Annotated in this window: 19 protein-coding genes and 2 tRNA genes; 13 read left to right on the plus strand and 8 right to left on the minus strand. The window is 59.0% G+C overall.

Features of this window, described 5'->3' with window-relative positions; translation table 11 throughout:
- Nucleotides 1-39 precede the first annotated feature (39 nt).
- Nucleotides 40-1,020, plus strand: coding sequence for a DHH family phosphoesterase (locus P4G45_RS04770; RefSeq protein ID WP_348268532.1), 981 nt, complete (start codon nucleotides 40-42; stop codon nucleotides 1,018-1,020).
- A gap of 433 nt (nucleotides 1,021-1,453) precedes the next feature.
- A complete protein-coding gene (locus tag P4G45_RS04775) occupies nucleotides 1,454-1,849 on the plus strand; it encodes a hypothetical protein (protein ID WP_348268533.1) in 396 nt (131 codons plus the stop codon).
- 69 nt (nucleotides 1,850-1,918) lie between these two features.
- Here the strand turns inward: P4G45_RS04775 and holA are convergent, their stop codons facing one another.
- Nucleotides 1,919-3,082, minus strand: coding sequence for a DNA polymerase III subunit delta (gene holA / locus P4G45_RS04780; protein ID WP_348268534.1), 1,164 nt, complete (start codon nucleotides 3,080-3,082; stop codon nucleotides 1,919-1,921).
- A gap of 169 nt (nucleotides 3,083-3,251) precedes the next feature.
- Nucleotides 3,252-3,767 (minus strand): LPS assembly lipoprotein LptE, encoded by a 516-nt coding sequence (lptE, locus tag P4G45_RS04785; protein WP_348268535.1) that lies wholly within the window; start codon nucleotides 3,765-3,767, stop codon nucleotides 3,252-3,254.
- 107 nt (nucleotides 3,768-3,874) lie between these two features.
- Here lptE and P4G45_RS04790 point away from each other — a divergent pair, with 107 nt between their 5' ends.
- Nucleotides 3,875-4,747, plus strand: coding sequence for a manganese catalase family protein (locus tag P4G45_RS04790; RefSeq protein ID WP_348268536.1), 873 nt, complete (start codon nucleotides 3,875-3,877; stop codon nucleotides 4,745-4,747).
- A 71-nt stretch (nucleotides 4,748-4,818) separates the two neighbouring features.
- Here the strand turns inward: P4G45_RS04790 and P4G45_RS04795 are convergent, their stop codons facing one another.
- From P4G45_RS04795 to tilS, 3 genes are all read right to left on the minus strand, one after another.
- Nucleotides 4,819-5,175 carry a DUF4260 domain-containing protein gene (locus tag P4G45_RS04795; protein WP_348268537.1) on the minus strand — a complete coding sequence of 119 codons (357 nt, stop codon included), beginning with the start codon at nucleotides 5,173-5,175 and terminating at the stop codon, nucleotides 4,819-4,821.
- An 80-nt stretch (nucleotides 5,176-5,255) separates the two neighbouring features.
- The gene (ftsH, locus tag P4G45_RS04800) at nucleotides 5,256-7,178 is read right to left on the minus strand and encodes an ATP-dependent zinc metalloprotease FtsH (protein ID WP_348268538.1); all 1,923 of its coding nucleotides are present in this window, start codon (nucleotides 7,176-7,178) and stop codon (nucleotides 5,256-5,258) included.
- 276 nt (nucleotides 7,179-7,454) lie between these two features.
- The gene (gene tilS / locus P4G45_RS04805) at nucleotides 7,455-8,531 is read right to left on the minus strand and encodes a tRNA lysidine(34) synthetase TilS (RefSeq protein ID WP_348268539.1); all 1,077 of its coding nucleotides are present in this window, start codon (nucleotides 8,529-8,531) and stop codon (nucleotides 7,455-7,457) included.
- 28 nt (nucleotides 8,532-8,559) lie between these two features.
- Here tilS and P4G45_RS04810 point away from each other — a divergent pair, with 28 nt between their 5' ends.
- Nucleotides 8,560-9,015 (plus strand): GNAT family N-acetyltransferase, encoded by a 456-nt coding sequence (locus tag P4G45_RS04810; protein WP_348268540.1) that lies wholly within the window; start codon nucleotides 8,560-8,562, stop codon nucleotides 9,013-9,015.
- A gap of 46 nt (nucleotides 9,016-9,061) precedes the next feature.
- Here the strand turns inward: P4G45_RS04810 and P4G45_RS04815 are convergent, their stop codons facing one another.
- Nucleotides 9,062-10,012, minus strand: coding sequence for a catalase family peroxidase (locus P4G45_RS04815; RefSeq protein WP_348268541.1), 951 nt, complete (start codon nucleotides 10,010-10,012; stop codon nucleotides 9,062-9,064).
- An 89-nt stretch (nucleotides 10,013-10,101) separates the two neighbouring features.
- Nucleotides 10,102-11,922 carry a mismatch repair protein gene (locus P4G45_RS04820; protein ID WP_348268542.1) on the minus strand — a complete coding sequence of 607 codons (1,821 nt, stop codon included), beginning with the start codon at nucleotides 11,920-11,922 and terminating at the stop codon, nucleotides 10,102-10,104.
- A gap of 36 nt (nucleotides 11,923-11,958) precedes the next feature.
- Between P4G45_RS04820 and ispD the strand changes: the two genes are divergently transcribed.
- From ispD to P4G45_RS04850, 6 genes are all read left to right on the plus strand, one after another.
- Nucleotides 11,959-12,684, plus strand: coding sequence for a 2-C-methyl-D-erythritol 4-phosphate cytidylyltransferase (gene ispD / locus P4G45_RS04825; protein ID WP_348268543.1), 726 nt, complete (start codon nucleotides 11,959-11,961; stop codon nucleotides 12,682-12,684).
- Between the two features lie 148 nt (nucleotides 12,685-12,832).
- On the plus strand, nucleotides 12,833-13,447 hold the full coding sequence (gene ispF, locus P4G45_RS04830; RefSeq protein ID WP_348268544.1) for a 2-C-methyl-D-erythritol 2,4-cyclodiphosphate synthase: 615 nt from the start codon (nucleotides 12,833-12,835) through the stop codon (nucleotides 13,445-13,447).
- Between the two features lie 50 nt (nucleotides 13,448-13,497).
- Nucleotides 13,498-15,393, plus strand: coding sequence for a M14 family metallopeptidase (locus tag P4G45_RS04835; protein ID WP_348268545.1), 1,896 nt, complete (start codon nucleotides 13,498-13,500; stop codon nucleotides 15,391-15,393).
- Nucleotides 15,390-15,665 carry a hypothetical protein gene (locus tag P4G45_RS04840; protein ID WP_348268546.1) on the plus strand — a complete coding sequence of 92 codons (276 nt, stop codon included), beginning with the start codon at nucleotides 15,390-15,392 and terminating at the stop codon, nucleotides 15,663-15,665. Before P4G45_RS04835 ends, P4G45_RS04840 begins: the two co-directional genes overlap by 4 nt.
- A gap of 93 nt (nucleotides 15,666-15,758) precedes the next feature.
- Nucleotides 15,759-15,834 (plus strand) — tRNA-Ala (locus P4G45_RS04845).
- A 21-nt stretch (nucleotides 15,835-15,855) separates the two neighbouring features.
- A tRNA-Gly gene (locus tag P4G45_RS04850) sits at nucleotides 15,856-15,930 on the plus strand.
- 92 nt (nucleotides 15,931-16,022) lie between these two features.
- Here P4G45_RS04850 and P4G45_RS04855 read toward each other — a convergent pair.
- On the minus strand, nucleotides 16,023-17,648 hold the full coding sequence (locus P4G45_RS04855; protein ID WP_348268547.1) for a S41 family peptidase: 1,626 nt from the start codon (nucleotides 17,646-17,648) through the stop codon (nucleotides 16,023-16,025).
- 265 nt (nucleotides 17,649-17,913) lie between these two features.
- On the opposite strand from P4G45_RS04855, the gene P4G45_RS04860 reads away from it, so the two are divergent.
- The 3 genes from P4G45_RS04860 (at nucleotide 17,914) to P4G45_RS04870 (ending at nucleotide 22,262) form a co-directional block, all read left to right on the plus strand.
- Nucleotides 17,914-19,773: a peptidylprolyl isomerase gene (locus P4G45_RS04860; protein ID WP_348268548.1), complete on the plus strand. Its 1,860-nt coding sequence runs from the start codon at nucleotides 17,914-17,916 to the stop codon at nucleotides 19,771-19,773.
- Nucleotides 19,774-19,870: 97 nt separating this feature from the next.
- On the plus strand, nucleotides 19,871-20,848 hold the full coding sequence (locus tag P4G45_RS04865) for an HD domain-containing protein (RefSeq protein WP_348268549.1): 978 nt from the start codon (nucleotides 19,871-19,873) through the stop codon (nucleotides 20,846-20,848).
- Between the two features lie 103 nt (nucleotides 20,849-20,951).
- Nucleotides 20,952-22,262: a cyclopropane-fatty-acyl-phospholipid synthase family protein gene (locus P4G45_RS04870; protein WP_348268550.1), complete on the plus strand. Its 1,311-nt coding sequence runs from the start codon at nucleotides 20,952-20,954 to the stop codon at nucleotides 22,260-22,262.
- The last annotated feature ends 97 nt before the right edge of the window (nucleotides 22,263-22,359 follow it).

Consider the following 22,359-nt stretch of genomic DNA (forward strand, 5'->3'; position numbering starts at 1 on the left):
GTCAACGAATTAGACTTAGAGCTTTACAGGAGATGCTGCTTGAATTGCCGGATTTTTTATCACGATAAATGTTTTGACGGGGCTTGCTCTGCGTCCGTGTTTACACGGTTTCATAAAGAGTGTGTCGGTGGCGTGGATGGGTATGACTATCACGGGCTGATGCATCGGGCGGGGGCGCTGTTCGAGGAGCAGGATTTTATCGATGGCGATAATGCGATTGTCGATTTCAAATATTCGGCTTCGCCCAAGGTGACGTGGTGGTTCGATCACCATCTGAGCGCGTTTTTAACGCCGGAAGACCAGAAGGACTTTGAGCGGGGGCAGGCGGACGGCTCGCAGCGGATGCGAAAGTTTTACGACGCCAACTATGTCTCATGTACCAGCCTGATCGCCGATACCGCGCGGATCAACTTTGGTTTTGATACAGCGCCGCTGATGGAGTTGATCAAGTGGGCGGACATTGTGGATGGAGCGAGGTACGAGAGCGCACAGGCTGCGGTCGAGATGGCTGCTCCGGCGATGAAGCTGACGATGGTGATCGAGAGCTCTGCGGATGACAGCCTGGTGCCGAAGCTGATTCCGCTGCTGACCGAGATGCCACTGCAGGAGGTTCTCGATCAGGCGTTTGTGCAGGAGCTGCTGGGGCCGCTGATGGAGCGGCACAGAGCTGCAATTGAGCTGATTCGCTCGCGGGCGGCGGTGGATCGTGGCGTGATTACGTTTGATATCACCGACCAGCCAACGGAGGGCTACAACAAATTCATTCCCTACTATCTGAATCCCGAGGGGACTTACAACGTGGGGTTGAGTAAGTCATCGTTCAGAACGAAGGTCGCAGTAGGAACGAATCCGTGGACTACACTTCCGGCTGACAAGCTGGTGAATCTCGCGGCGATTTGTGAACGCTATGGCGGCGGCGGCCATGCCCGGGTAGGTGCGATCAGCTTTCCTCCGGACCGGGAGGATGAGGCACGGAAGGCTGCGGGGGAGATTGTGGCGGAGTTGCAGGCTTCGGCATAAAGATGATTCGCGTGAATATTGCGGCTCGCGAGAGCCAGATTGAGGCGATTGATTGGTGGCGAGGAAGAGGACGTGACCAGATCGGCTTATATGGTGCAGTCTTGGGTGCGAAGTGGTGACCCAGGCTCCAAGCGGACGGAGTCCATGTACTCGATGATGAGGGTGGGAACGCCTTCTTTGGCGGATTTGAGAAAAGACCCGTCGTAGTTTCCGGGGCAACCATTAACCCGGAGAGAACCTGCGAACTTTTGCACTCTGGCGGTCACGATTAGGAAATCTTTATCAGTCGTTTGACGGATTGGAGCAAAAAAGCCAATAAAAAATGGGCTTTGCTGCGGTCGTATGGTGCTTCTGGAATTGGTCGTCTGATTGCTTCTCTGTTAGTGGAACATCGGAGCATTGATGTCGGAATCACTTCGGGAAGGATGACATCATGCAACTCCAAGAGGCGGTTATTTTCGGGATAGCCGCGATGGCCCTTCACGAAATGGGTCACGTGGCTGCTGCCCGGGCGCTCAAGGTGAAGGTTCATCAGGTAGGCATTAATTGGAAAGGGCCATACATTCGGCGGGCATGCGGGACAACTACTCAAAATCTTGCCATCACCCTAGCGGGCCCGGGCATGAATCTATGGCTCGCATTTATGTTTTACCGCGTTAGTCCGAATTTTGCCCTTAGCAATCTGCTCATTGGCGTTATCAATTTACTGCCAATTCCTGCGTCGGACGGATCGAGAGTTTTGCAGCTTATGAGGAAATTAATCAGCCTTTCGGACGGGACGGTCGCCACGACTGCGACTCCCATCACCGGCGGTGCTGAGGTGAAATGAACAAAATTGTTGGAGGGCTCAGGCCATGAGGTGGACGGCCTGAGTCTTTGACTATTTGTAGCACTCATCCTAGAGTTCCATGGCGAATTGGTGGGAGGGCTCGTAGGGGGTAGGTTTGGGTTCGGTTGAGAGGTCTAGGATGAGGCGCTCGAGGACCAGCAGTTTGTTGGCGGGGCTACTGCGGAGTTCGAGGTCGGCGCGGGCTACGAGGCGGATGGCGCGGGTGAGGTCGCGGCGGGATTTGTAGCGGCGGGCTTGCTTGATGAGGTCTTCGGCGGCGAAGGGAGGCATGCGGAAGCCCTGCCATAGCGCCTGCCAGATGGCTCGGCTGTCGCGTACGTTCTTCTCCGAGATGATAAGCATCTGGCGGAAGGTGCGGGCCAGCATATAGAGGTGTCCGATGGCTGCGTCTTCGCCGCCGTCGGAGGCGTTGAGCAGGCCGTGGAGCAGGAGGAGGGCGCGGGGGCGGTCCTTGGCGGAGATGGCGTCAGTCAGTTCGTAGAGGCTGCGCTGTTTGGCGGCGAGGACCATCGTTTCTACATCGCCGAGGGTGACTCGGTTTTTGGCTATATCTGAGCCGCGGGCGCTAACGTAGAGGAGAAGCTTTTCGAACTCGCTGGCGATGAGCAGCATGTCGGCGCCGAGGGCGTCGACCAGTTCGCGGGCGGCGTCGGGATCGAACTTTACGCCGCGCGACTCGGCGGTGGTGGTGACCCATTTGATGGCGTCGATATCTTCGACACGGGCCAGTTCGACGAAACCGCACCAGTCGCCGAGGGTCTCGCGGATTTTTTCGTAGCGCTCTTTGTCCTGGTAGTCCATCTTGCGCAGGTCGGTGGGGATGCGGAGATGGTCGGCGACGAAGAGGATGACCGCCGAGGGGTTGGGCGAGCGGAAGTAAGCGTCGATGGCGGCGAACTCTTCTTTTTTGCTGCCGCGTCCGTAGAGAGCCTTGAGGCCGCGGACGAAGAGGACCTGGAAGGGTGCCATGAGCGAGGGGGTCTGGGCGCGGTCGAGGACCTCGAAGATGCTGGTTTCGGCGAGGTCGAGATCGTGGAGGCAGAAGTCGCGGGTCTCTGCGGGCGCGAGGGTCGCGAGAACGGCTTTGCGGCAGCGATCGTAGAGGAAGATCTCGTCCCCGATGAGGACGTAGCCGGGGCGCAGGGTCGCGGGATCGGCGATCTCGGCGATGAAGCGGTCGGTGGAGGCGAAGCTGCGAAGTGAGGTGGGCATCGTTAGGGAAAGACCGACCGCGGATTGCGCGGGTAATACGGATTACTGCAAAGGCCTGACACCGATTTTACCCATCTCAAAAACGATAAGGGCGGGTGAGGCAAAAACAAAGGCAAATGGTGCTGGAAGTACAAGAGGCGATACTAGCAAGTTCGGCTGGCAACGCTGGCTAGAAGGATTCGAGTATGTCGCTGACGAGGGCCTGGGCGAAGTCGCGGGAGACCCGGTTGACGGCGGCGGTGTCCTCCTGGATGAAGCCGTTGAGGTCTTGGGTGGACTGGTACTGCTCGTGGAATGTGACGGCGTCGTTGCGATAGAGGATGCGGCCGTCGTGGGCGGTGAGCAGGACTTTGGCGGTGATGGTGACGAGGTAGCTGGAGGACTCGCCGCTGGTGGCGTCGTATGTGAGAGGGGCGACAGTCTGCGTCAGGATGGTGCCGCGGAGGGTGGCGTCGGCGTCAGGGGAGTCGGTGTTGAGAATGCGGTATCGGGTGCGGGTGTTGAGTTCGCGGATTGTGGCCTGGGTGAAGGCCATTTCGGTGTGGAAGGTCTGCGCGTGGGTAGCGAAGATGGGCACGGCGAGAGTACTGACGTTGCCGGGGATGTGCGTGGCGGAGCCGGCGGTGTGGTAGCCGCATCCGGCGAGAGGGAGGAGGAGGAGCAGCGTGAGGGTGCAGAGGCGCATTCGTCTTTACCTATTGTCGCATTGGCCAAGGTTACTGGACGGCGGGGATACGGCATCGTACAGAGAGTACGCTGCACGCAAATTCAATGAGTATGAGGTTGTACCCTATGTATCACCATATTAAAAAGCTGATGTACACGGTAAATATCGGGGAGCCGGATGTCCGGTTTGGAAACATGTTGCTGGAGCAGTTTGGGGGCGCCAATGGGGAGCTGGCGGCTGCCATGCAGTACACAATTCAGGGATGGAACTGCGTTGACGATCTTGGGCGCCGGGACTTGCTGCTGGATATCGGGACGGAGGAGCTAAGCCATCTGGAGGTGGTGGGCGCGCTGATTCGGATGCATTTGGCACCCCTCAAGACGAACCGTGAGGCGGCCGACGCCGAACCGCTGGTGACGATTGCTGGTGGTGGCGGGGTGAATCTGTGCGACTCGATGGGCAATGCGTGGACTTCGACTTACCTGAAGATTACAGGCGAGCTGGATGTGGACTTACGCAGCAATATTGCAGCGGAGGCGCGGGCCAAGATTGTGTATGAACGGCTGATCGACCATACCGACGATCCGGGATCGATCGATACGCTTCAGTTCCTGATGACGCGGGAGATTACGCACATGAAGGCGTTTCAGGCGGCGCTGGAGAGTCTGGAGAAGAAGCCATTCTCGATTGGAATGCTCAAACCCACGCCGGGAATCGTGGATGAATATTTCAATGGTTCTACCGGCGATGGCGACGAAGGCGATACGGACATGCGTGGACCGTGGACGTCTTCCTACGGGCTGCATCTGGTCGATTCGAAACTGAATGGCGGCAAGGGGCTTTCGGTCGGGGACGTCAATGGAAAGATCGAGGGCGAGGACCGCGGGAAGCAGGACGAGGCTCAGAAGGCGACCACTTCCCCGGGAAATGAGGCAATTGGGAAGAAGTCTTCGGGTAAGACAAAGGATAAGAGCGGAAAAGGAAAGCATATGGCGTAATTGATGTGGGATAGCTCTATGAAGAGGCAGCCCTTGATGGGCTGCCCCTTCATTGGAAGCTGCGGGAGGTTTCAGATGTGCTGGAGGTGTGTGTCTTTGAAGAAGGTGGGATATTTGAGACCGTAGCCGAGAAGACGATCGAAGGTGATGTGGGCGATCCAGATGAGAGCCACGGCAGGGACTGTAGGCGAGTGCAGGAGATAACCGGCGAACAGAAGGGCGATAGGGAGCCAGAGCGTATGGACGAGGTTATACATTGCTGAGCCGAGGTGCAGGTTGATCAGGTAGCCGACCATGAATAGGTCGGGGACGAGGAAGAGGATTGCGAAGAGCAACCAGCTAAAGTGCCGGTAATGGTAGAGGAACACGACGGCGGCGAGAAGGAAGGCTTCTTCGATGCGGAGCAAGATAGATAGACTGGTAAGCATGGGGGTGGCCCTGATTCTAGCGTGGGGGCAAAAGAAAAGGGCAGCCTGATCAGGCTGCCCTTTCTTTGTTTGGTTTGAGGCTATGCCGGTGAGGTATGGCCCTCGCCAAAGCCGGGCTTGCGTCCGGACTCGGGCTTGAGCACCTTCTGGGCCTCGCCGCCGTTGCCGGGGTCTACGCCGGAGAGCGCAGAGCGGACGGCGGGGAGTTCCTTGCCTTCGATGATGAGTTTGATCTCGGCTGCGTCCAGAGTCTCACGCTCGAGCAGGGCGGTGGCCATGCGGTGCATGATGTCCTGATTGGAATCGAGGATGGTGTAGGCGGATTTATAGCCAGCGTCCACGAAGCTGCGGACTTCTGCGTCGATCTGCTTGGCGGTGTCGTCGGAGAAGTCGCGGGACTGGCCGATCTCGCGGCCAAGGAAGACTTCCTGCTCCTTCTTGCCGAAGGTCATCGGGCCCATGCGGGACATGCCAAACTCGCAGACCATCTTGCGCGCGAGTTCCGTTGCGCGCTCGATGTCGTTGCCGGCCCCGGTGGTCATCTGCTTGAGGAAGATCTCTTCGGCGCAGCGTCCGCCCATGAGGGTGGCCATGCGGGTTTCAAGATAGTCCTTGGTGACGGTGTGCTGGTCCTCTTCGGGCAGATAAACCGTGACACCGAGAGCCATGCCACGGGGAATGATGGTGACCTTGTGCAGCGGGTCGGAGTGCTCGCGCAGGGCGGAGACCAAGGTGTGACCGGCCTCGTGGTAGGCGGTGACACGCTTTTCTTCGTCGGTGAGGAGCATGGACTTGCGCTCGGCACCCATCATGACCTTATCCTTGGCCACTTCGAAGTCGTACATGTGAACCGACTTGCGATTGAAGCGGGCGGCGGTGAGAGCGGCCTCGTTGACCATGTTGGCGAGGTCAGCACCGGAGAAGCCTGGGGTTCCGCGAGCCAGGATGTTGAGGTTGACATCCTCAGCCATGGGAACCTTGCGGGAGTGGACCTTGAGGATCTCTTCGCGGCCGCGGATGTCGGGACGATCAACGATGACACGGCGATCGAAGCGGCCGGGGCGGAGAAGTGCGGGGTCGAGAACGTCGGGACGGTTAGTGGCCGCGACCAGGATGACGCCGTCGTTGGCCTCGAAGCCGTCCATCTCGACGAGAAGCTGATTAAGGGTCTGTTCGCGCTCGTCGTGTCCGCCGCCGAGGCCTGCGCCGCGGTGACGGCCTACAGCGTCGATTTCGTCGATGAAGATGATGCACGGGGCGTTCTTCTTGCCTTGCTCGAAGAGGTCGCGGACTCGTGAGGCGCCGACGCCGACAAACATCTCAACGAAGTCCGAACCAGAGATGGAGAAGAAGGGAACGTTGGCTTCGCCGGCTACTGCGCGGGCAAGCAGGGTCTTGCCGGTGCCCGGAGGCCCGACGAGCAGGACGCCCTTGGGAATGCGGCCGCCGAGGCGCTGGAACTTCTGCGACTCGCGGAGGAACTCGATGATCTCCTTGAGTTCTTCCTTGGCTTCATCTACCCCAGCTACGTCCTTGAACGTGATCTTTTTCTGTTGCATGGAGAGCAGGCGCGCTTTGCTCTTCCCAAAGCTCATGGCCTTGTTACCGCCGGACTGCATCTGGCGAATCATGAAGAACCAGAGGCCGAGCAGCAGGGCGAACGGGGCCAGATTGATGAGGAGGCTTAGCCAGGTATTGCCGCTGGTGTCCTTGACCGTGATGTTGACGCCGTGGTCGCGCAGCGTCTTGTACATGTCAGGATAGTTGCCCGGAATGACGGTGTGGAACTGGTTCTTCGCGTCGTCGCGATAGTGGCCGATCACCTCGGAACCGTTGACCGAGACATCGGCGATCTTGCCTGCGTCGGCGTCGTTGAGAAGTTGAGTGAGGCTGATGCTCTTGTCCTGACCCGCGCCTGTGTTTTTGACGACGAACTGCCAGACGAAGATCAGGCAGGTGATCATGAAGACCCAGATCAGAATTTGTTTGACAGTCGAGTTCAAGGCGAATTTCCTCATTTTCCGGTCTTTGCAGCAACCTTGGGACGCGCTGGCGCTTGCTGGACCCGGCTGCCGGGACGGAAAATAGCCCCGAGAGCCCACATCGTTAGACGACAACGGCAGGGGAAAGTGCTGGAGGGAGGAGGTAAGGCCCAGCCCTCGGTTACCGTCCTACCGAGTCAAGTAGTTAGATTCTACTCTTTGGTTGAGGATTCGGGGGTGTTGAATTCGGAATGTTATGTGACCAAAGAGATGTAGAGAAATGTTGGCGGGATCAGCTTATTTCTGGAGGAAGAGGCGAAGTTCGCGGTGGGAACGCTCGGCGCGGAGCTGGTTGGAGAGGTGGAGGGTGGCGCCGGTGCGGGCGGCAACGGTGGGCAGCGTGAGAAATCCACAGAGCGCGAGCAGGCGGGAGGTCTCATCGAAGCTGAGCCGGGCGCCTAACTGGCGGGCAGCGGCGCGGAGGACCCGGCGGCGAAGAGCGGGATCGAGGGCGCGGAGGCGGTCAAGCTCGATGGCCAGGGCGGACTGGCCGGGAGCGGTGCTGACGGAGCGGCCTCCGCCGCGAACGGGCTTGCCGGGGAGGAGGATCTGGGGCAGGAGACGGCTCAGTTCGAGCTGCCAGCGGGCCTCTTCCTCACGGGCGAGTTCGGCGAGGTTGCTGAGGGTCTGGTCGAGGCTGGGGTTGTATTCGCGGAGCTGGGGAAGGAGCTCGTGACGGATGCGGTTGCGGGTGTAGGCGGTGTCGGTGTTGGTGGAGTCTTCACGCCAGGGCTGGTTGATTTGGTTGAGAAAGTCTTCGATCTCGGCGCGGCGGGTGTTCAGGAAGGGGCGAAGAATCTTTCCGGTGCGGGTTGGAGTATTGACGAGCACTACAGGGTGAATGGCGCTGAGGCCCTCGGTCCAGGCCCCGCGGAGGAGCTTCATGAGGACGGTTTCGGCTTGGTCATCGAGGGTGTGGGCGGTGAGGATGGCGTCGGCTTCGTTAGCGGCGATAAGCGAGCGGAAGAAGTCGTAGCGCACGGCGCGGGCGGCCTCTTCGATGGTTTCGCCGGTTTGCGCGACGCGCTCGGGGATGCTGGTGTGATGGAGATGGAGCGGAATGTCAAGGCGGGCGCAGAGGGCTTCGACAAACTGCTGGTCGGCGTCAGACTCTTCGCCTGGGCGGATGCCGTGGTGGACGTGGGCGGCGCTGAGGCCGATGCCGAGAGCGTCGCGCTTTACGGTATTGGCGGCGTGGAGGGTGAGCAGCAGGGCTACAGAGTCTGCTCCGCCGGAGATGGCAACACAGATGCGGTCGCCGGGCTTGATGTTGGTACGGTCGAAGGAAAGTGCTGGAGGCGGCATCAGGTTCATGTTAACTGCTGCTACTTATACTGAATTAATGTTTGAGACCAGATTAGCTACAGCGGCGGATGCGGAGTTGATTGGGCAGCAGCGGAACATGATGTTTATCGACGCGGGGCAGGCTGACGAGGTGCTGACGCAGAAGGTATTTGCGAAGTTTGTTCCGTGGGTGCGCCCGAAGCTGGAGGACGGGAGCTATGTGGGCTGGCTGGTCTCGAAGGATGGTGTTGTGGTGGCGGGCGCGGGAATGCTGCTGATGGATTTTCCGCCGCACTGGATGGATCCCGAGCCTGTGCGTGCGTATCTGCTGAATTTCTATGTCAATCCTGAATTTCGTGGGCATGGACTGGCGTATCGACTGCTAAAGATTGCGGTCGCAGAGGCGCGACGGCGAGGGATCAAGGTAATTTCGCTGCATGCATCGAAGTTCGGCAAGCCACTGTATGAGCGCAACGGATTCAAGGCGACGAATGAGATGTTTCTGGTGGAGTAAAGAAGATGTGGCGGAGGCCGGGTATTCCGCCACATCGGCTTTGCCGCTATTGTTCGGGGGCGCTGCGGCGGCGGCGTCCGCTGATGAGGTAGACGGCGGCGCGCAGCTCGAGCAGGGGGTCGTCTGATGGTTCGATTCCATCCACCCGCGGGATGGGATCGAAGATGATGTGCTGCTGTTCGTGGGCGTTGTCGGCGACCGGTTTGGTGAGGCTAAGAGTACCGAGTTCAAGCTGGGTGCGGTCCTCGGGCCAATGGATCGTGGCGTCGTCGGTGGCGTCTCCCGCGTTGGCGAGTTGGACCAGGATGCGGAATTTGATGGGGCCTTTGGCTACTCTTTCGGCGATCTCGTCGAAGAGGTAGTTGGCACTCCTCGCTGCGGCTGCTGCGTCGTCTAGGAAGTCGTTGCCTGCTTCAGGAATGATGCGATAGCGCCCGTAGCGGCGAACGCCCTCCCGGTTGGTGAATCGCATGGCGCTGACGCCGAAGTAGGATTCGCGGGCGAAGCTGGAGGGGTTGGGCTTGGCTGCCTGCACAAAGGCTAGGGCGGCGGGGTGGGTGCCGAGGAAGGTCTCAATGGGTGTGGGGTGCGCGGCGGAGGGCCCGCTGGCGGCGACGGCGCGAAGAAATTCCAGAAACTCCTCCCCGGTGTGAGTGGGGAAGCCGTCGGTGGAGTGACTGATGATGTCGGTATGGGTGTGCTCGGCGAGGTGGAAGCGGATGGCGAGGCCGTGCGGGCTGGCGTTGGGGTCGTTGTCGGGGATCAGCGGGAGGCCGGTGGAGTTGGAGAATCGCACGGTGATTGGGGTGGAAGAGCGCAGTATATGGGGAGCGCGGCTGAGGGAGGCGGCGCTGGATGAGGGCGTAAATGTGCCCGTCAGCATGGTGCCTTTAGCATGGGCGGGGCGGAAGCCGGGATGTTCGCCGAAGATGGTTTCAAACTGCTTGAGCAGATCGTTGCTGAGGGCTAGAAGTTTTTCGTCGTTGGGAAGCGGCATGATGGATCTCCTTCATGAATGTTGCTGAAGTAAAGGGAGCCCCTGGGTCTGTTCATTATGCACGCGGAACGGAAGCTGAAGTGTGAATATCAGACCTTGAGGCCAATCAATCGCATTAGTTCCACTCCATTGCTTTTAGTGACGACGCCGTCGCGCAGCTTGAAGTCGAACTTCATCTTGCCGTCTTCGATCTCGTCCTGCAGGTGCATGTTTTGCAGGCGACCTTCGCCCAAATGGTGCATGTCGGTGAGGGCGAGGTCGTGCGTGCTGACGATGCCGATTGCGCCGCTGTCGATCAATTCGCGCACGACGGCCTGGGCGCCGATGAGGCGGTCTTTGGAGTTGGTGCCCTGGAGGAGTTCGTCGAGAAGGAAGAGGACGGGTGGGTGCTGCTCGGCGAGGTCGCAGATGTGGCGCAGGCGGCGGATCTCGGCGTAGAAGCGGGAACTGCCTTCCTGGAGCGAGTCGTTGACGAGGATGCTTGCGCCTACGTGGAGAGGCGTCAGTTGCAGGCGCCGAGCGCGGACGGGTGCACCCGCCATGGCGAGGACGGTGTTTATGCCGACGGTGCGCATGAGCGTGCTCTTGCCGGACATATTGGAGCCGCTGATCAGTAGCGCTCGCGTTTTTCCGCTGATGCTGACGGTATTGCGGACGCACTTTGCAGCCGGGATGAGAGGATGTCCAAGCTCTTCGGCGTGGAAGGAGGGCGACCCTTCGAGGAATTCGGGGAAGGGGTCTGTGGGGTGCTCGTAGCTGTAGGTGGCGATGGAGAGGAGTGCTTCGATTTCGCCGACGGCGCTTAGCCATGAGCCGACTGCCTTGCCGTGGGCATTGCGCCATGCTTCTGCGGCAAAGGCGACTTGCACGGAGTACATGAGAGGGACGTCGAGCAGACGGACGAAGAAGTTGTCGCGTGATTCGATGTACTGGACGATTGTTTTGAGGTGCGCGATCGCCTTTGAGCCGAAGATGGTGTGCGAGGAGAGGTCCTGTTTGAGGGCTTGCAGCCGGGGAGAGTGGAATGGTTCGCGTTCGATACGAGCCAATAGGGAGGATAGAAGTTGCAGGTCTGCGAGGGCGCGGTCGGTTCCGCTGAAGACTTTGTTCAGTTGTGCTTTGAGCGAAAAGGCGATGAATGCCTCGATGACGAGAACGAGGAAGAATGGCGTCTTGATTCCTGTCTCGCCCCAGACGATGGCTCCGGCGATTGCGAGTATGGCGAGTAGGAGAGCAGTCCAGCGCAGGCTTTGTTGCTTCAACTGAATTGGCTGTTCAGCCCAATGCAGAAGGGCCTTGGGGTGGACCCCGGTCTTCAGCTTTTCGCCGTCTTCACCGAGAACGGCGATGTCTTCGCGGAGATCGAGGCGGCTGCGAAGTTCGGCAATGGCGGCATGGCGCTCGCGGATTTCGCCAACCGGAGACGGAGAGAGGAGCCAATGCGTGAGCGTGTCTTCGCCCATGCAGGTGCGGGCCTGGGAGAGAAGCTCGAACAGACTGTCTTCTCCAAAGAGATCAAGGTCAGTTGCGTAGAGGCTGGTGGCAGCTTCGGCACGGGGGGCCTGCTGGCCGGTGCCGATCCAGCGGTCTTCGATGCGCGCTATTCCCTTGCGGTAGACGTCGGCGGCGCGCTGGGCCTGCGATTGTCTGCGAAGTATCTTTGCATGATAGGCGGCGACGGCGACGAACGCTGCGGCTGGGAGGAGAAGACACCACGCGGAGACAGCGTGCCGATAGAGGGACCACCAGGCGAGAAACAGTGCGGCCATGACGAGGAGAAGACGGAGATTTCCGAGCGAGCGGTGCACCTTTTCAAAGTGCACGACGGCGGCTTCGCGGGCCTGCTGACGTTGGCTATATTCTTCTGACGGCGAGGAGGCGATGGGAGCGGGCACAGTGGTTATTATCACTTACGGGTGTGCTCTATCTTGTATACTCCGTTGGTTATGCGAGTTTTTGTGATTCTTCCGGCAGCAGGTATAGGGACGCGGATGGCCGCGCATGGAGCGATGGCCGTTGCGCCGAAGCAGTTTCTCGAGATTAGCGGCGTGCCGGTACTGGTGCGTTCGGTGCAGGCGTTTCTTGCGGTACCGAAGGTGGACGCGGTCTATGTCGCGGTGCGGGCGCAGGAGAAGGATCGCCTGGAGGCCCAGATGAAGGAGTACAAGCTGGGCGATCGGGTGCATATGGTCGAGGGTGGCAACAATCGGCAGGAGTCGGTGGGCAATGCACTGGCGGCGCTGGAGTGCGCCGAGGACGATGTGGTGCTGGTGCATGACGCGGTGCGTCCGCTGATTGATCCGGCGACGATTGAGAGGACGATTGAAGCGGTGGTGAAGCACGGCGCGGCGATTGTAGGATTGCCCGCGGTGGACACGATCAAGCAGGTAGAGCGGACGGCCGATGGGGCGATTGTGACGTCGACCATTCCTCGGGAGCGCGTGGTGCTGGCGCAGACTCCGCAGGGAGCTCGTTTTGGCCTGTTGCGCCGGGCTTTTAAGGAAGCCGAGGCGGATGGATTTGCCGGAACCGACGAGGCAAGTGTGTTGGAGCGGGCTAGGATTGAGGTCGCCGTGGTGGCTGGCTCGGCGCGGAATTTTAAAATTACGCAGCCGGGGGACATTGAGCTGGCGGAGTTTTATCTGCGCGGCCACAGTGATTTGCGTGGATAAAAGGCGGCATCCCTTGAATATTTGTTTGGATGCAGTGGGACTTTGAATTTGACCCCCGTTAGAGTTCAAACAGTTCATACTTGAAGATGACAAACGAAATCCGCATTGATTCGTGTGAATCCGTGGTCGATGCGTCGAGGAATCGCGAATGGGTATGAGAATTGGATATGGGTTTGACTCGCACGCGTTCAAGGCGGGCGTACCGCTTGTGATTGGCGGGTTGGCAATCGAGCATAGCGAAGGGCTGGCCGGCCACTCGGACGGTGATGTGCTGCTTCATGCCATTACGGATGCGCTACTGGGTGCGGTTTCGGCGGGCGATATCGGAACGTTCTTTCCTCCGAGCGATCCCCGCTGGAAGGGCGCAGCTTCGAGCGTGTTTTTGAAGACTGCTCTCGAAGAGGTGGCCACGTCGGGATACCGCATCGTCAATATCGACACGGTACTGGTGATGGCGCGGCCCAAGATTGTACCCATTGCAGGCGAGCTGCGGGAGTCCGTGGCGGGGTTGCTGGGGGTGCAGCCGGGCGAGGTGGGCATCAAGGCCAAAACTCCCGAGGGCTTGAATCAGGACCACGTCGCCGTGGCCCATGCGATGGTTCTGCTGGAGAGCCTGTCTGTTCCTGAGCCGGTGAAGAAGTTGTCCGCTACGGCGGATGTCGATGAGGTCAATCAGGTGGTCGAGAGTCTGGTGGAGGGAGTTCGGGATACGTCCGCGCTAGGGCGGAAGAGACCCGCCTTCGATGCAGATGATCTGACTTAGGACTGCGAGAAACTTAATACCGATCGGCACCGATCACACGGATTTCTAGGATGGCGGATTTGTTTTCTTTCATGCGGCTGTCAGCGTTGGTTTTGTGTTTGGGATCGGTCGGTGCTGTGGCGCAGACGGTGGCGGATAGCAGTCTTCAGCCGCGTGCGGCTACTGCCTGCGTGCCGAGTGGGGATGCGACGTGGCTGACTCCGGCGGAGAAGAGTTGCTATGCCACCACACCCGACTATGACGACACGATGGCATATCTGCGGCGGGTGCAGGCGGCGGCTCCGGGGCAGGTGAAGATCGAGGGCTTTGGTAAGACGGGTGAGGGGCGCGAGCTAAATATTGTGATCGCCTCCCGCGACGGGATTTTTGATCCGGCGGCGATTCATGCGGCGAAGCGGCCAATCGTGCTGGTGCAAAATTCGATCCATGCGGGAGAGATGGATGGCAAGGATGCCTGTCTAGCCTTGTTTCGCGATATGGTGATCAACAAGACCAAGGCCGCGCTGTTGGACCGGGCGGTCTTCGTCTTTATCCCGATGTACAACGCCGACGGGCATGAGCGGCGCAGCCCGTACAACCGTATCAATCAGGATGGTCCAGCTGAGATGGGCTGGCGCGGAAATGGGACGAACCTGAATCTGAACCGCGATTACCTGAAGGCGGATACGCCGGAGACGCGGGCGTTTATGGCGATGTTTCATCACTGGCTGCCGGATTTTTTTGTCGATGACCATGTGACCGACGGGGCGGATTATCAATACGATGTGACCTTCACGATCGACGATGGGCCGAACCTGCCACAAGGCACGGTGACGTGGGTGGATGACGTTGCGACGCCTGCGCTGGAGAAATATGTAGACGCTCATGGTCATCTGGCTTTTCCGACCTATATCAACCTGGTGAATGACAACGATCCCGCGCAGGGATTGGGGTTCAATGACGATCCGCCGCGCTTTTCTACCGGATACATGGTGCTGGAGGGGCGGCCAGGGATGCTGGTCGAGCTGCATATGTTGAAGGACTACAAGACGCGAGTGACAGGGAACTACGAGATTCTCGCGGGCCTGATGGAGTTGATGAACCGTGATGCCGACAAGGTGATTGCGCTGAATGCGGCGGCGGATCAACAGGCCGATAGCTTGGGTGCGCACCCGCTGAGCAATACGAAGTTTCCGCTGGCCTTGGCATGGGGTGGGCAGACGACTCCGGTGCTGTTTCGCGGGTACAAGTACACGCGCGAGTTGAGCGCGGTCTCAGGAGCGATGTGGGTGAAGTATTCGCATGAGCCGTGGAACGTCTCTCTGCCGATGCAGACAGGGTATAAGGTGACGGCGGAGGCAGCTCCTCCGGCGGCCTATATCATTCCGGCGCAGTGGACGGACGTGATTGGTGTGCTGGCGGCTCACCAGGTAGAGATGAAGCGCACGACCAAGGCTTGGACGGGCAACGTCGAGACGTACCAGTGCACGGGGATGACGTGGCAGGAGCCTCCGTTTGAGGGACGGCATCCGACGTTCAATGGCGAGGCCGCGCACGATCCGGGCAAATTTGGGAGCTGCGTAATGATCCAGCAGAAGATGAGTTACCCGGCTGGCTCGGCGGTGGTGCGGCTGAATCAGCGGCTGTCGAGGGTGGTGATGGAGTGGCTGGAACCTGTGGCTCCGGATTCAGCATTGCAGTGGGGATTCTTCGACTCGATCTTTGAGCAGAAGGAGTATGGCGAGGCCTATGTGCTGGAGTCGCTGGCGCGGGAGATGATGGCAAAAGATCCGAAGCTGAAAGAAGAGTTTGAGAAGAAGGTGTCGAGCGATCCGGCGTTTGCCGGAGATGCCAAGGCGCGGCTGGAGTTTTTCTATGATCGCTCGCCGTGGTTCGCATCGAACCGTGTGGGACTATATCCGGTGGGCCGATTGAATGATGTAGAACAGCTTGGGGATTTCAAATGAGTGCAGGAGTGAGCGTGGAGTTTGCGGCTGTTGTAGTGGATATTCGCGAGGAATCGCGCGTGGCGGGGCGGCAGCGGTGGCAGATGGCGCTGGACCGAACGGAATTCCGTGCGGGCGATATGGGTGCGCTCGAAGCGGTTGCCCCGAGCGGCACAAAGCTCACGGTCCCGGTGCTTGGGGTCGTGGTGGACGCTGACGGCGAGGTATGGCATGTGGTGGAAAAGCCGCTGGCAGCAGGTACTGCAGTGACAGGTCGCGTGGACACGGTTTGAGCTTTGAGCGGTGGGCTGCTTGCTGATACACTCGGAGATGTCGTTTGACAGTGCGCGCGCCCGCGAAGGCGGATTGCGATGCGCATCTGGTGGGGGGCTGTAGCTCAGCTGGGAGAGCGCCTCGTTCGCAACGAGGAGGTCAGCGGTTCGATCCCGCTCAGCTCCACCAAAATATCGCCTGGATGGATGGGCGGGAGTAGTTCAGTGGCAGAACGTCAGCTTCCCAAGCTGAATGTCGCCGGTTCGATCCCGGTCTCCCGCTCCAAAGCTCGATATCCGACAAGCCTTAAAAATATGAGCACTAAAGCAAAATGCATCGACTGGAGTCGATGCGTTTTGCTTTGGATGGAACTGTTGCTAGCGGTTGGCCAGCGTCGTTTTTTGCGATGCCGCAAGGTGATCTTCGAGCGCCTGTGCCTGGGGCAGGAAAGTGATTGCCTTGGCTATCTGTGGGTCCCAGTCAGCGCGCACCTTCAGGCCTTCGAGCTCCCCGAACTGCGAGGTGAAGAGTTCGCTCTTAATGCTTTCCTTCACCCAGTCCAGTACACCGTTGATGTCGGCATCGGTGTACGGGATCGGCTCAGGTTGGGACTTGAGGAAGTTCTTGAAGTCCTGCAGGACGGCGTCATCAACCACGAAGTCTTTGCTGACGGTATGCGTCGCAAGATAGTGCTTGCTGAAGTTGAAGAAGGCGTAGTGCTGGAGAAGGCTTCCCTGGAAGTCGTTCGCTTTAACATCCGGGATAGCATCGTCCGGCGTGATGCCGCCGCCGCCGTAGACGGTGCGGCCGGAGTCGGTGAGCTTGACCTCGAGATTGCTCTTGTCGGGCTTGGCAGCGTCGTCGCGGACGTAATAGTAGTCATAGAGTGAGACGCCGTTATAGTTGCGCTGAATCAAGCGGCCCGAAGGTGTGTAGTAGTGATAGGTGGTCAGCAGAAGTCCCGTGTTTTCGCTGAGTTGGAAGACCGTTTGGACGAGGCCTTTGCCGAAGGTGGTTTCACCGACGATCAGCGCGCGGTCGTGGTCCTGCAACGCGCCTGAGACAATCTCAGCCGCCGAGGCGGTGTTGCGATTAACGAGAACCACGATGGGATACTTCTTACCCTCTTCGCCGTGGGAGACGCGATAGACCTGGTCGGGGAAGGCGCGACCCTTTTGCGAGACGACGATCTGTCCCTTTTCGAGGAACTTGTCCGCCATGCCGACAGCCTCGTTCAGCAGGCCTCCTGGATTGCCGCGCAGGTCGATGACGAGACCGTTGATGTCGCCGAGCTTATCCAGAGCATCGCCAACCTCACGGCTGGTCGTCTCCATGAAGTTGGTGACGTGAATGTAGCCGATGCCGGGACGGATCATGAAGGCAAGATCAACCGACGGGCGTGAGACCTCTTCGCGGACCAGGTCGAAGACGAGCGGCTTGGGGCTGCCTTCGCGGCTCATGGTGACGGAAACATGGGTGTTGCGAGGCCCTTTGAGGAGGGAAGCGACGGCTGCCGAGTCCATGCCTTCGGTAGATTTTCCATCGACGTTCACAATCACGTCACCTGGACGAATGCCAGCTTTATAAGCTGGCGCGCCTTCGAAGGGGGCGAGAACTACGATCTTCAATCCGTTCTTCGCGGTGGGATCGGGCTGCGGCTGGATCGACATGCCGACGCCGTAATATTTTCCATGCTGGTCTTCGCGCATCTGGGCGAAGGCTTTGGGGTCCTGGAAGCTGGAGTGTGGATCAAGCGTATGCAGCATCCCCGGGATGGCGCCATCGTAAATGGCCTTGTCGATCTTGTCGGAGTCAAGATGCTCGGCGTAGTTCTGTTCGACGAGAGCATAGACATTCGTAAAGTCATGGAGGGAGTCGCGGAGCGTGGATTCGTCCGTCGCCGACTGGGCATCGACCTTCTGGTTGATAAATGTGCCGAGCACGGCGCAACTGGCCAGGAAGAGGGTGGCAATAAAGAGTGCGCGACGGGTGCGGGGAGCCATTTGCTTGATTTACCTCAAAAAAGCGGGAAACAGTGCTCAATTTCTACGCAGGAAATGCGTATCATGGGCGCGCCCTCTTTGGACGGAGTATAGCATCGGGAGGTGAGCGCTTGCTGGGGGTAGAGGGGATTCGCTAGATAAGTGCAGGGCAGTTAGAATGGTGAATCGGATACCGTCTATTGCTGCCGGCAGTCAAATAACCAGCAAGGTGGTTCCGCGCGACGGCGACCAAGTCGCAGAAGTTAATTGAAGATAACGAGTGACGATGACCTTTAGAATTTCGCAGTTTGCGGTGGTATTGGGACTTAGTGTGCTGGCATTGCCGGGAGTGGCGCAGGCGCCACGGTATCAGAGTCCTTTGAACGTACCGACGGCACCTGAGCCGCAACTGTCGCTGCCGACTCCGGCTCCTATTACGCCGAACGCCACGGTGGTGGAGGATGTGGTCGCTCGCGTGAACGACCAGATCATCAACCGCAGCGACGTGGAACGCGCGCAGCAGGAACTCGCCCGCGAAGACCAGCAGTCCAACGCCACTCCGGCTGAGGCCGCCCAGCGGCAAAGAGATCTATTGCGCGACATGATTGACAAGCAGTTGCTGCTGTCCAAAGGCAAGGAACTGGGCCTGAACGCAGATGCTGAGGTCATTCGCAGGCTGGACGAGATTCGCAAGCAGAACCACCTCGATTCCATGGAGGCGCTTGAAAAGGCCGCAGCAGCGCAGGGCGTTTCGTTTGAAGATTTCAAGGCGAATATCCGTGACAGCGTCATCACCCAGCAGGTAGTGCGCGACGAAGTTGGACGGCGCCTGCAAATGACGCAAGGGCAGGAGCAGGCCTATTACGACGCTCATAAGCAAGACTTCGCCGTTCCCGAGCAGGTTCGTCTGAGCGAGATCCTGATTCCTACAGCCGCTGACGCAAATGACGCTGCGCTGGCGCAGGCCAAGGCGAAGGCCGACGATGTCGAAGCGAAGATCAAGGCGGGCGATAAATTCGACGAGTTGGCGAAGACCTACTCCAGTGGGTCGACGGCTGCTCAGGGCGGCGACCTGGGTCTGTACAAACGTGGCGCGTTGCCCAAAGTTCTGGAAGACCAGACCTTCGATCTACAGCCCGGCCAGGTAACTGCTCCTATCCGAACCCGTCAGGGCTTTGTCATCCTGAAGGTGACCGAGCATCAGGCTGCGGGAACTCCACCTCTCAAAGAAGTCGAGCCGCAGGTTCAGGAAGCGATGTACATGGAGCAGTTGCAGCCTGCACTGCGGGCTTATCTTACGAAGTTGCGCGAGGATGCCTTCATCGACCTTGCTCCGGGATTCGTAGACTCCGGTGCGAGCGCCAATGAGACGAAGCCCCAATTTACGGCCTATGCTCCACCCGTCTCCAAGAAAATGAAGAAGGTCCAGAAAAAGGAACGGTTCGACCGAAGCAATGGCAGTGGTCGGTTTGCGGCACAGGGCAAGCGGTCGAGTGCTCCGCCTGCAACGGCTGTCGCGACTTCGGTAGCGTCGGTTGCGCCTGCAGCCAATGGCAAGCAGAAGAAGACGAAGAAGATCAAACGCGAGAAGGTCCGCTTCGGACAGGCTCCTCGCAATCCTTTGCCCGCCGGACCGCAGGAGACAGCGGTGGGCGGCGACGTCGGTGCCGGAGCTGCATCCGCTTCGGCCATCACTGCCGCTCCGGGCGCAGCCATGACGAACAGCGAAGAGAGCGCCTCCCAGGCGGCCGATGTCAATCCGCTTACGCCAGTCGCACCCCAGCCCACCACGAAGACCCGGTTCGCCTCTCGCGAGAAGATCGTAATCGCAGAAAAGAAGGCAGCCCGAAGGCGAAAGGCCAAAGAAAAGGCGGCAGCGACGCCGGAAGGACCAACTGCCCTGGAAAGTGCGGACCGGACGACGCAGTCCGCTCCTCTAGGTCTAAATGGTGATACGGCAAAGAAGAAGAAAAAGGTGAAGGTCAAGGGAGCAAAGAAGGAACGGCTGGAGAATAAGCCGAAGCCTTCGACGGCACCCCCTCCGCCGCCCGCGCCGACGGTGAATCCGTCGCTTGGCGAAGGTCTGGGAACGGCTCCGGCGGCTGCGCAACCAAGCACGCCACCCGCGTCCACAACGCCGAACTAGCTGTAACCCAATCTGCAACAGCGCGAGGGCTCCGGCTCTCGCGCTGTTGTTTGTGGGGCAGGGTTTTATTTGGTCATGGCGCGTTATTCTGAGGTACATGAAAGACTTCTTTATTGCCGACGCGGCGAAGTTCGATAACGTCATGGTGACTTCCTATTTCGCACTGTCCTCACTGTCGGTGCGGGAGAAAAAGCAGGGCGGCCAGTATCTTGCGCTTACCCTGACCGACAAGACCGGAACGATGGAAGCCCGCATGTGGGACGAGGTTGCCGATGCGCTGGCGAGTTGCTCAGAGGGCTGCTATGTCAAGGTGCAGGGGCAGGTCAGCAAGTATCAGGGTAAGTTTCAGATCACTCTGCAGAAGATGCGTAACGCTGCTGAGAGCGAGGTTGACCCGGCTGATTACCTTCCCGCAACGCGCTTCGACGTCGATGAGATGTGGGCGGAACTCCGGGGGTATGTCTCGCAATTTACGAACGCCGACCTCAAGCGGCTGGTCTTTTCCTTCCTCGATGACGAGGCAATCGCGGCAGCGTACCGCAGTGCGCCAGCGGCCAAGCGCCTGCACCACGCCTGGCTGGGAGGCCTGCTTGAGCACGTTGTTACATTGGTGCGTGTCTGCCTGGCCACCGCACCTTTTTATGCCGAAGTAGATCCGGACCTGCTCGTCACCGGGGCGATCCTGCATGACATCGGCAAGACCCGCGAGCTCCACTGGCAAAAGAGCTTCGGTTATACGCTCGAAGGCCAGCTGATCGGCCACATCAGCATTGCCCAGGGAATGCTGGTTGAAAAGGTGAAGGAGCTGGCACCGTTTCCCGAAAAGCTGCGCGTACTGGTAGAACACATGATTCTGAGCCACCACGGCAAGTATGAGTTCGGCTCGCCCAAACTACCCATGACTCCCGAGGCGCTGCTGCTAAACGTGCTCGACGATCTGGAAGCGAAGATGCAGGTGCTACGAAACGAATTTGCAGCCGCCACAGCGAGCGGAAGATCCAGCGAAGAGATGACGGAGTGGGTTCGCAGCATGGACCGCCCGCTGCTCGACTCACGCGGCTACCTGAACGATTGAAGGCAGTCTTGCGACGTCCCTTTTCAGCATCGGGTCCAATCGAAACCGCATCGAAGTGAGTATTATTGGGTTAGTTTGGGATTTGATCATTCGGGAGGACGTTATGCCGACGGCCACCAAAGCTGATGCCCTATCTCATAAACTTTATGCCGGACTGACCCATGAACTTGAGGCTTATCATGGCCCCTCGTTTGAGTTGCGGCTGTGGGACGATACCTGCGCCACCTACGGGTCCGCCCTGCCCGAGTTCACCATAATCGTCAAATCGCTGAACGTCCTCAAGGCCCTCCTGTGGAACCCCACGGAACTCACACTAGGAGATGCCTTTGTGAAAGGCGATCTTGAAGTTGAAGGCGACATCTTCGCGATGTTCGAGTTCGCTGATTTTGTCTTTAGCGGGAAGCATAGTATAGAAAGTCCTTTATCCGCGCGTCGCATCGCTATCCTGGCAACCAAGGCCTTGAAGCGACTCCAATACGCCTTCAACGACCTCTTTGTGCATACGCTGCGCCGCGACAGGCAAGCCATCTCGTTTCACTATGACAAGCCACCCGAGTTCTTCGCGCCCTGGCTTGGACCTACCATGGTGTATTCCTGCGCCTACTTCTGCCGCAACTCCGAGAGCCTCGAAGAGGCGCAGCGCAACAAGCTTGACCTTATCTGCAAAAAGCTGCGCCTCCATCCCGGAGACCAGATGCTGGACATCGGCTGTGGCTGGGGCAGCCTCATCCTCCATGCAGCCAAGTACTACGGTGTCCACGCCACCGGCATTACGCTCAGCGAGCAGCAGTTTGCTTTCGCACGGCGGCGTATCGCCGACGAAGGCCTGGACTCCGAATGCGAGGTCCGCCTCTGCGACTACCGGGAGCTCGACCACGGCGTTCCCACCTTCGACAAGATCGCCAGCGTCGGGATGTTCGAGCACGTCGGCTGGCAAAACCTCGGCACGTACTTCGAAACCGTCAAGAAATTGTTGAAACCTGGTGGCGCCTTCCTGAACCATGGCATCGTCTCTTCGCTGGACGAGTATAAAAAACATGGGCCATCGTTCATTCGCAAATATGTCTTTCCCGATACGGAGTTAGCGACGCTACCTATTGTGACGACCGAGGCGGAGCAGGCGGGCTTCGAACTCCGCGACGTCGAGTGTCTTCGCGAACATTATGAGCGCACCCTGCACGGCTGGGTCGATCGGCTGGAACAGTGCAAGCGCGATCTGCTCAACTACGCCGATCCAGAGACCTATCGCATCTGGCAGCTCTACATGGCCGGCTCCGCCGAGGCGTTCAGAAAAGCGAAGATCAGTATCTATCAGATGCTGTTCTCGAAACCTGGCAGTGAAGAATATTGTGAGCCGAGCACGCGCGCCGACTGGCTCATAGAGCCGCAGGGCCGATTTGCGGACGCAAACTGAGCGCTGTGGCGCGATGCTGAAACGTTCGCGCCCAACATCGTCAGCCGGATTGTTACAATCAGAATTACGGCGTTGGTGCGCCTCTGCGACGCTTAAG

The organism is Edaphobacter paludis, assembly GCF_039993895.1.
Taxonomy (GTDB): Bacteria; Acidobacteriota; Terriglobia; order Terriglobales; family Acidobacteriaceae; genus Edaphobacter; species Edaphobacter paludis.